8 protein-coding genes are annotated in these 9,078 nt (G+C 76.7%); 3 read left to right on the top strand and 5 right to left on the bottom strand.

From position 1 onward, the window contains the following. The first annotated feature begins 26 nt into the window (after positions 1–26). Entirely contained in the window at positions 27–323 is a 297-nt protein-coding gene (locus VE546_RS23980; RefSeq protein WP_324925772.1) for a GYD domain-containing protein, read from the top strand. A 51-nt stretch (positions 324–374) separates the two neighbouring features. Here VE546_RS23980 and VE546_RS23975 read toward each other — a convergent pair whose 3' ends face one another. Continuing rightward, positions 375–1,304: an LLM class flavin-dependent oxidoreductase gene (locus VE546_RS23975; RefSeq protein WP_324925770.1), complete on the bottom strand. Its 930-nt coding sequence runs from the start codon at positions 1,302–1,304 to the stop codon at positions 375–377. Between the two features lie 253 nt (positions 1,305–1,557). On the opposite strand from VE546_RS23975, the gene VE546_RS23970 reads away from it, so the two are divergent. After that, positions 1,558–2,073 (top strand): GNAT family N-acetyltransferase, encoded by a 516-nt coding sequence (locus tag VE546_RS23970; RefSeq protein WP_324925768.1) that lies wholly within the window; start codon positions 1,558–1,560, stop codon positions 2,071–2,073. Between the two features lie 45 nt (positions 2,074–2,118). Here VE546_RS23970 and VE546_RS23965 read toward each other — a convergent pair whose 3' ends face one another. Continuing rightward, complete coding sequence (locus VE546_RS23965) at positions 2,119–4,257, bottom strand: AAA family ATPase (protein WP_324925766.1); 2,139 nt, start codon at positions 4,255–4,257, stop codon at positions 2,119–2,121. A 49-nt stretch (positions 4,258–4,306) separates the two neighbouring features. After that, positions 4,307–4,930 (bottom strand): TetR family transcriptional regulator, encoded by a 624-nt coding sequence (locus VE546_RS23960; protein ID WP_324925764.1) that lies wholly within the window; start codon positions 4,928–4,930, stop codon positions 4,307–4,309. A 198-nt stretch (positions 4,931–5,128) separates the two neighbouring features. On the opposite strand from VE546_RS23960, the gene VE546_RS23955 reads away from it, so the two are divergent. Next, positions 5,129–6,271, top strand: a complete 1,143-nt coding sequence (locus tag VE546_RS23955) for a serine hydrolase domain-containing protein (RefSeq protein WP_324925762.1) — start codon at positions 5,129–5,131, stop codon at positions 6,269–6,271. Between the two features lie 70 nt (positions 6,272–6,341). Here VE546_RS23955 and VE546_RS23950 read toward each other — a convergent pair whose 3' ends face one another. Both VE546_RS23950 and VE546_RS23945 read right to left on the bottom strand, forming a co-directional pair. Then, positions 6,342–6,740 (bottom strand): hypothetical protein, encoded by a 399-nt coding sequence (locus VE546_RS23950; RefSeq protein WP_324925760.1) that lies wholly within the window; start codon positions 6,738–6,740, stop codon positions 6,342–6,344. 208 nt (positions 6,741–6,948) lie between these two features. Beyond that, positions 6,949–9,078 (bottom strand): MXAN_6230/SCO0854 family RING domain-containing protein (locus VE546_RS23945; RefSeq protein WP_324925758.1); only part of this gene is annotated, 2,130 nt, incomplete at its 5' end.

The following is a 9,078-nucleotide window of genomic DNA, read 5'->3' as shown; positions in this document are numbered from 1 at the left end:
GTTCCTCCGTTTCTGGAGGTGAGATCGTGCCGACCTACATCACGCTGCTGAACTGGACCGACCAGGGAATCCGCGCCTACAAGAACACCACGGAGCGTACCGACGCCTTCGTCGCGGCGTTGCAGAAGCTCGGGGCGAGGCTCGTGGACATCCACTGGACCGTCGGCCCGTACGACCTCGTGGCCACCGTCGAGGCGCCCGACGACGAGACCGCCACCGCGGCGCTCCTGCAACTCGGCGGGATGGGCAACGTCCGCACCACGACCCTGCGGGCCTTCAGCCGGGAAGAGATCGAAAGCGTCATCGCCAAGACCTCCTCCTGAGGACCCGCACGCCCGTGCCGCGGGCCGGGGGTGTCCGGGGGCATGGGGGCGTCAGGCGGGGGGTGCGGAGCGGAGGCGGGCGAGGAGTCTCCCGGCCGCCTCCAGGGCCGGTTCGCGCACCACGTAGCGGGTGATGCCCCAGCGCCGCTCGTGGCGGGCGATCGCCGCGAGGATCTCGTCCTCGGTGCCGATCCAGACGTAGGGCGCGGACAGCACCTCCTCCTCGGTGCCGCCGACCTGCTCGGCGATGCGGTGGGCGGCGGCCTGCGCGTCGTCGGTGACCTCGACCAGTTGGACGAGCGCCTCCCGCGCCGGTGCGGTGCCGCGGCCGGCGGCACCGCGTTCGATCAGTTCCACCTGCCGGTCGACGTCCTCGCCCCGCCACCGGATCTCGTGGCTGTGCCCGTCCGCCAGCGTGCGGCCGAGTCCGGCCAGGGCGACGACGTCGGCGTGCTCGCCGGCCCACCGCAGCAGCGTGGAGTTGCCGCCGCCGAAGGTGAACGGCACCCGGGTCTGCACGGGGCGGGGGCCGTCCAGCCGCGCCGCCCGCGCGTACACCTCCGGGCCGTCGAGGGTCACCTCCTCGCCCGCCAGCAGCGCGCGGCACGCCTGTGCCACCGCGAGGAAGCGCCGGACGCGTCCGGCGACGTCCGGGCGGCTCGACCCGAGCATCTCCCACTCGGCCGGGGTGTGGCCGGCGCCCAGCGCCAGGCGGGCCCGTCCGCCGGAGACGACGTCGAGGGTCGCGACGTCGCTCGCGAGCAGCAGCGGTTCCCGGACGCCGGCGTTGGACACGTAGGACCCCAGGCCGAGGCGCTCGGTGACCGATGCGGCGGCGGCCAGGGCGACGAAGGGGGACGCCGCCGCCCCCGGGTGGTCGGCGGCGAGCAGCGCGTCGAAGCCCGCCGCCTCGCAGCGCCGCGCGAGGGCGGTCCAGGACCGCGCGTCCTTGGGCTGTGCCTGGAGGGAGACCGTCACCATGGGCCCACCCTGCCGCCCCCGGAGGCGGAACCGCCACCTCTCGGGGCGGCGGTCGGCTGACGGCTAATTCCCGGTGCCGCCGAGGGGATGCCGCTGGTAGCGTCGGCCCGCGCGCGAGACGCGCGATGCCACCGCGACAGGGGGAGGTCGGTGAATATGGCCCGCCACGGCCGTCTCCGGCATGCCCTTGTCCGGGTCGCGCGCGGCTGAGCGGCGGCGTGGCCCGGTCGTTCCGAACGACCAGGAGCCTCACGTGTCTTCATCTTTTCCACCGGCCGGTACGGACCTGACCACCGGCCGTCTCCTCCTGCGGCCGTGGACGGCCGAGGAGGTCGGCGCCGTCCTCGGCGGCGGGCGGCCGGCGCACTGGGCGGAGGACTTCCCCGCCGAGGGCGACCGCGTCATCGCCGGATACCTCGCCGAGCATCCCGAGGGCCTGGGCGAGTACGGCCAGCGCCAGATCGTCGAGCGGAGCAGCGGTCTGGTGGTGGGGGCCATCGGGCTGTTCCGGCCGTCCGGTGACGGCACCGTCGAGTTCGGGTACGGCGTGGTGGCGTCGCGGCGGGGCCGTGGTTACGCCACCGAGGCCGCCCGCGCGATCGTGGCGTTCGCCCTGACCGCGCCGGGCGTGCACACGGTGTGCGCGGGCGTGGAACTGCCCAACCCGGCCTCGGTCCGCGTGCTGGAGAAGGCCGGGCTGCGGCGCTGGGGCGGTGACGCGACCGTGGCCCGGTTCCGGGCCACGGCGGCGGACCTGGCCCGGGAGTGAGTCCCGCGGGTGCGGCGGTGGCGCGCGCCGCCGCCGCACCCGGTGTCAGGCCGCCAGCTCGGGCGGCAGGGGGCGGTGGTGGAGGACGTCGAGGCGGGAGACGGCCCGGGTGAGGACCACGTAGAGGCGGTGGAGGCCGCGGGCCTCCGCACCGGCGATCGCGGCGGGTTCCACGGCGATGACGTGGTCGTACTCCAGGCCCTTGGCGAGGGCCGCGGGGAGCACCGTCACACGGGCCGCCGCCGGGTCCGGGGCGTCCGGGCCGTCCGGGGCGCCTGGGCCGCCGGAGGCGCCGGGCTCGTCGAGGACCGCGGCGGGGACGCCCGCCGCGGTGAGCGCGGCGTGCAGGCGCGGGACCTCGGGGGCGTCGGCGATGACGCCGACCGACCCCTCGTGCGCCAGGGCGGCCCGGACGGCCCCGACCGTCGCGGCCCGCAGGTCGGACACCCGGCGGATCGCCAGCTCGCCGTCGTACCGGAGGGAACGGGCGGGCGGCACGTCGACGCCGAGGGCCCCCACGAGCCGGTTGGCCAGCTCCACGATCGCGGCGGGGACGCGGAAGCCGGTGGTCAGCGGGACCACCGCGGCCTGCGGCCGGCCGAGGTGGGCGAGCTGCTCGGACCAGTCGCGGGCCGCCCACGGGGTGGTGCCCTGGGCCAGGTCGCCGAGGACCGTCACCGAGCCGAAGCCGATGCGGCGGGCGATCGCGCGGCACTGCATGGGGGAGAGGTCCTGGGCCTCGTCGACGACCACGTGGCCGTATCCCCGGGGGCGTTCGAGGAGCCCGGCGACCTCGTCGAGGAGGAGCAGGTCGGCCGCCGACCACCGGGCGCTCTTCCAGGAGCGCGGGGGCCTGCGCCACAGGACCGCCTTCTGCTCCCCGGCGGTGAGGACGCCGTCGGCCGCGGCGGCGAGGACGTCCGGATCGGTGAGGAGGGAGGCCACCACCTCCTCGGGGCGCACCTTCGGCCAGACCTCGTCGACGAAGGCGGTGACGGCCCGGGAGCGTCCCGTCCTGCGCAACCACTCGTTCGTCGGCGGGCCCGCGCGCCGCTCCGCCTGCCGTTGCAGCACGGCGACGGCGCGGGTGCGCACGCGCTCGCGCCCGACGGCGTACGGCGGCGCCTCGGCGCGCACCTCCTCGACGATCCGCGCCAGCTCGTCCGCCGGAATCCGCCAGCGGTACGAGCCGTCGGGCACCGCCACCGGGCCGGAGGGCGCGGCGATCCGCCCGTACAGCGCGCGGTGCAGCACGGTCGCCATCCGGGCGTCGTGCTTGACGACCGCCGCCTCCTCCTCGTCCACCGACCGCACCGGCCACCGGGCGATCTCGTCGTCGATCGTGGACTGCCGTACGCCGGTCTCGCCGAGCGAGGGCAGCACCTCGGAGATGTAGCGGAGGAAGGCGCGGTTGGGGCCGAGGACCAGCAGCCCGCCGCGCTGGAGGCGCTGCGGATGGGTGTAGAGGAGGTACGCGGCCCGGTGCAGGCCCACGGCGGTCTTGCCGGTGCCCGGGGCGCCCTGCACGCAGACGGAGTCGGCGAGGTCACGGCGTACGAGGTCGTCCTGCTCGGGCTGGATGGTGGCGACGATGTCGCGCATCGGGCCGACGCGCGGCCGGCCGATCTCCGCCGCCAGGATCGCGCTGCCGCCGGTTCCGTCCCCGGTGCCGTCCCCGCCCCCCTCGCTCCCGGGGCTCCCGGGGCCGAGGTGTTCGTCCTCCAGGCCGGTCAGGTCCGCGGAGTCGCCCCGGCTGCCCGGTGCCCAGCCGAAGCGGCGCCGGACGGCGACGCCCTGGGGGTCACGGGCGCTCGCCCGGTAGAAGGCCCGCGAGACGGGGGCGCGCCAGTCGACGACCAGGGGCGGGGCGGAGGGATCGGTGGTGATGCGGCGGCGGCCGATGTGGTAGCGCTGGCCGCGGTGTTCCCCGGCGGCGTCCGAGTCCTGGAAGTCCAGGCGGCCGAAGAAGAGCGGGGCGTCGGGGAGTTCGCGCAGTTCCCTGGCGTGGCTGCGCAGCCGGTAGCCGAGGACCTCGGCGTCGGCGCCGGATGCGGAGACGTCCTCGCCGGTGACGACGCGTTCCGCCGCGCCCTCGACCATCCCGGCCATCGCCGCGCGGCATGCCTCGTGGTACGTGCGCTCCCCGTCGAGTTCGCGGTCGAGTTCGTGGTCGAGTGGCGTCATGCCGCACAGGGTAGTGCAACTTGGTTAAAAAATTTACTCAGTAATGGTTTCAGAGGTGGTGGCCCAGGCCCTCCCGGAGCTGGGCGAAGGCCCGGTCGGCCGCCGCGACCGCGTCGGGACGGACCTCGTCCGCGCTCGCCCCCGCGTCGATCCGCCGCCAGTTCTCCAGGGCGAGGATCCGCTGCACCGCGACGATCTGCCCGGCCGCCAGCCGCGCGCCGATCTCGTCCGGGCCGCCCAGGGCGGCGGCCAGCGCCTCCTCGGAGCGGTTCAGGTACGCGTACAGGCGGGCGACCAGGCTCGGCGTCCCGTACAGCAGCCGGTGGAAGGCCAGCACCCGGGGGTCGTCGTTGAGCCCGGTCACCGGATCGCGCCGCTCCAGCCCGTCGAGGAAGTGGCGGTGCAGGGCGTCCAGCGGCGAGACGCCCGCGGGCCGCTCGGCCACCACGCGGCCCGCCTCGTCCTCGTGGTCGGCGAAGCGGTGGAGGACCAGGTCCTCCTTGGCCGGGAAGTAGCGGAAGAGGGTCGGCTTGGACACCTCGGCCGCCGCCGCCACCTCCGCCACCGACACCCGGTCGAAGCCCTTCTCCAGGAAGAGCGCGATCGCGGTCTCGGAGATCTCCCGGTACATCCGCCGCTTCTTGCGTTCCCGCAGCCCCATCTCACCGCTCATGGTCACGAAGCGTACGCACCGGGCCGTACCGTCCGACGGTGCCTTCCGGAGCGGGCGCGGCCCCCGGCCCCCGACTCCCGGTCCCGGACCCCGGAGCGGCCCGGCCCGCCCCCACGGGAAATCGCTCGAACACGACGGACGGAACGCGTATCGTCCCCCCTCGGCCGATGACCACGAGGCGAGGGGGAGTGGGAGACCGTGGGGTATGGCGGATGGGCTGACGAGGGGTACGGAGCCGTCGCCGACGCGTTCCGCCGGAACTTCGCCGAGCCCGGTGAACTCGGCGCCGCCGTCACGGTGTTCGTGGGTGGGCGCAAGGTCGTCGACCTGTGGGGCGGCATCGCCGACGAGCGGACCGGCCGCCCCTGGGAGGAGGACACCGCCACCCCGGTCTTCTCCGCCGTCAAGGGCGTCACGACCCTGTGCGCGCTGCTGCTCGCGCAGGAGGGGCGGCTGGACCTGGACGCCCCGGTGGCCCGGTACTGGCCGGAGTTCGCGCGGAACGCCAAGGAGGCGATCACCACGCGCACGGTGCTCGCGCACCGCGCCGGGCTGCCCGCCCTCGACCGCGCCCTGGACTTCGAGGAGATCACCGCCTGGCTCCCGGTGGTCCGCGCACTGGAGGAACAGGAGCCGCTGTGGGAGCCGGGTGAGGCGATCGAGTACCACGGGCACACCCTCGGCTTCGTCGTGGGCGAGGTGATCCGGCGGATCACCGGCCTCACCCCCGGCGCGTACTTCCGCGAGGCCGTCGCCGACGGGCTGGGCCTGCGCACCTGGATCGGTGTGCCCGGGGAGGAGCTTCCGCGGCTGGCCCGCCTCAAGGAGCCCGACGGCGGTGTCCCGCTGCCGCCCGCCGACACGCTGCTCACCCGCATCCTGACGCTCAACGGCGCGCTGGTCTTCCCCGGCGTCGACGTCCCCGGCGGCTACTGCTCGCCGGAGGCGCTGGCCGCCGAGTTCCCGGGCGCGGGCGGGGCCTCCTCGGCGCGCGGCCTGGCCACGCTGTACGCGGCGGCGGCCACCGGTGTGGACGGCGCGCCGCGCCTGCTGTCCCGCGAGACGGTCACCGACGCCGTCCGGGAGCTGTCGTCCGGCCCGCACTGGTCGGGCCTGCCTGACATGGGCACGCGCTGGGGCACGGGCTTCAAGCTGGACTGCCCCTCCTGCCCCATGCTCGGCCCGCGCAGCTTCGGCCACGACGGCGCGGGCGGCCCGATGGGCTTCGGCGACGACGAGTGGGGCGTCGGCTTCGGCTACGTCGCCAACCGCATGATCGGCGCGGACGACGACCGGGTGGACCACCTGGTCGCCGCGCTGCGGACGTGCCTGGACGGCTGAGCCGGGGCTGAGCCGGGCCGGGCGCGGGGGCGCCGAGGGGACGGGCGCGGGTACGAGCGCGGGGGCGCCGTCACAGGCCGGCGTGCCGCAGCAGCAGGCCGAGGTCCGCGCCCTGGACGCGGGTGACCCCCTGCGGGTGCCGGTTGGCCAGCGCCCGGAGCGGGACGGGGTTGCGGTGGAGCGCACGCGTCGCCACCGGGTCCAGCGTCGCCGGGAACCGCCACGGCTGCCGGGGGCTGCCGGGCACCTCGTACGGCTCGCCCTCGATCTCGGCCACCGCGGCGACCTCCTTCACCGGGGCGGCGAAGTAGATCCACAGGCGGTCCCCGGGGGACATGCGGCGTCGCCTCGACAGGCACCACTCCCGGCGGGGCGCCGTCTCGGCGAGTTCCAGCATGCGGTCCTTGGCGGCGGACGCGTCGCCCGCCGCCGTCTCCGCGGGCCTCACGATGAACAGCCAGTCGCCCATGGGGCCTTCCCTCGTGCCGTGCTTGCCTCGTGCCGTGCCTGTGCCCGGCGGCGCGGCCCGCCGACACCCGGACGGCGGCCGAACCCGGTACGGGTCATGGTGCCCGTTCCGCTCCCCCGTACGGCTGCTCGGCGGCAGGTGACCGATCCGGCCCTCCGGGTGCTCCGGACCGGAGGGCCCGGAGCACCCGGGAGGCGCGGGCAGGGCATCAGTCCGCGGCCGGGGCGAAGCGGGCGGTGAGATCGGAGGCGGACAGGAGGCGGACGTCCCGGCCGAGGCCGGCGTCCAGGGGGCCGGGGAAGAGGCGGTGGACGTCCCCGCGCTCCCAGCGGGCCGGGAGGTCGCCGTGGACCAGGGCGGCGAAGCGGGGGTGCGGCCCCGCCGCTTCCGCGAGGGCCCGGGCGATCTCCTCGTCGGTGCCCGTGCGCAGTTCGTCGGGCGCGTGCCCCGCCAGGACGCGGGCCGTGAACCCCGCGGCGGTCTCCTCCGCGCCCCGCCGGTAGCGGGCCAGGGAGTGCCCGTCGGACGAGCGGACCCACACCTGTGGAGAACCGGCCGCGGCCAGGCGGGCGGCGAGGTCCCACACGGTGGCGCGGGCGCCGGGCGCGAAGTGGGCGGTCAGGTCGGAGGCGAGCAGGCCCAGCCGGTCGCGGTGGCGGTACACGTTGTGCAGGCCGCCGGAGACCGACAGGTTGGTGTCCGTCCACAGGGCGGTGCGCTCTGCCAGGTCCAGGACCATGGGCAGGCACACCCGGGCGGGCCCGGCCAGGTCGAACCGCTGCCGGACCCGCCCCGGGGCGTACGGCCGCCCGGGGCGGAGCGCGTCCCCCGAGGCGAGCGGCATGACGCCGGCGAACGCGTCGGCCAGCTCGTCGAAGGGCACGTCGTTGTAGCTGAACACCACCACCGCGGCGTACCGCACCCCGGCCCGGGCCAGGCCGTCCGGGTCCAGGTCGACGAACTCCGTCGCGCCGTGCGGCGGCGGGGCGGAGGTGTAGTCCCCCGAGTGCACCGCGGCGCGGTCGCCGAAGACCAGGCGGGTGTAGTCGCACCAGCCGGCGGAGCGCCACCGGTCGTCGTACAGCGCCACCGACAGGTCCAGGTCGACCCGCTGGCCCCGGGCCTCCGTCCAGTGCAGGAACAGGCGCAGCCGCCCGCTGCCGGGCAGTGCCCGGCGGCTGCCGCGCGGCACGGCGACCAGCGACCTGGACACCGCCCGCTCGGCGAACGGCACCGGCAGGTCGGCCAGCCCCGCGTCGAGGACGGCCACACCGTGCGGTTCACCGGCCGACTCGCCCGCGCGGCGCAGCAGTTCGGCCTCCAGCAGCGCGCACACCGCGTCGGCCGCGGGGCGCGGCACCGGCGGGGCGTGGTCGTCGACGCCGTGGGCGAGGGCCACCGTGCCGCGCGGGAAGAACACCCGTCGCTCGCCCGCCCGGTGCGGTACGGCCCGCAGCCGCCCCCAGGCGCCCAGCAGCGGCCCCGGGCCGACCCGGCGCAGGACGGCCGGGAGGCCGTCGAGCAGTCCCGCAGGCAGCTCGGGCGCCGCCCCGCCGTCCCCGTGCCACGCGGCGTGGACGCGCAGCACCTGGTGCAGCCGGCGCACCAGGTCGCCGGGGCGGCGCAGCAGCAGCGCGGTGGCGCGCGCGGTGTCCCCGGTGGCGAGCAGCTCCTCCACCTCCGAGGCGAAGGTGCGCACCGCGAGGCGGACGGCCCCGCCGGGGCGGCCCGCGACCAGCCGCGCCCGGTCGCCGAGGCCGCCCGCGGCGTCCACCAGCCACGCGGCCCTCCCCGGCGCCAGGTCGGTGCCGCGGACGGCGGCGAACGCCACCGCGGCGCGCGGGAACCGGTCCCGGTACTCGAACGGGTGCAGCACCTCGCCCACGCGCTTCCACGCCTGGCGGTGGCGCAGCACGTCCTCCGCCACCGGGCCGGGCGGCAGGGCGTCGAGCACGCCGAGCAGTTCCCGGCGCAGCGGACGCGGCACCGACCGCAGGCGCGGCGGGACCAGCAGGTCCGGCTCGGCGCCGGAGTACGCCCACAGCAGCCGCAGCACGTCGGTGGCGGTGTCCAGGCGGGTGCGCAGCGCCTCCCGCGCCGCCGGGGCGGCCCGGGGGTCGCGCAGCAGCGCGGCCAGGACCGCGGCCTTGGTCTCGCGCACCGGGATCTCCTGCGGCAGCCAGCCCAGACCGGGGTCGGCGTACGGCAGGACGGCGGCGAGGTCCTCGCGGTCCTGCGGCGGCAGCGGGGTGCGGCGGGCCAGCAGGGCGGCCAGCACCGCGCCCGCACCGTCCCGCGGCCCCGCGCCCTCGCCCAGCCGCAGCGGACGCAGCGGCGG

Source organism: Streptomyces sp. (genome assembly GCF_035644915.1).
Lineage (GTDB): Bacteria > Actinomycetota > Actinomycetes > Streptomycetales > Streptomycetaceae > Streptomyces.
The sequence above is the reverse complement of the archived record's forward strand: the minus strand, read 5'-3'. Positions and strand labels throughout refer to the sequence as shown.

Excerpts from the sequence above, each read along its gene's own strand:
- VE546_RS23975 (WP_324925770.1), bottom strand. The coding sequence starts at position 1,304 with ATGGTGACGGTCTCCCTCCAGGCACAGCCCAAGGACGCGCGGTCCTGG.
- VE546_RS23965 (WP_324925766.1), bottom strand. The coding sequence starts at position 4,257 with ATGACGCCACTCGACCACGAACTCGACCGCGAACTCGACGGGGAGCGC.
- VE546_RS23960 (WP_324925764.1), bottom strand. The coding sequence starts at position 4,930 with ATGAGCGGTGAGATGGGGCTGCGGGAACGCAAGAAGCGGCGGATGTAC.
- VE546_RS23950 (WP_324925760.1), bottom strand. The coding sequence starts at position 6,740 with ATGGGCGACTGGCTGTTCATCGTGAGGCCCGCGGAGACGGCGGCGGGC.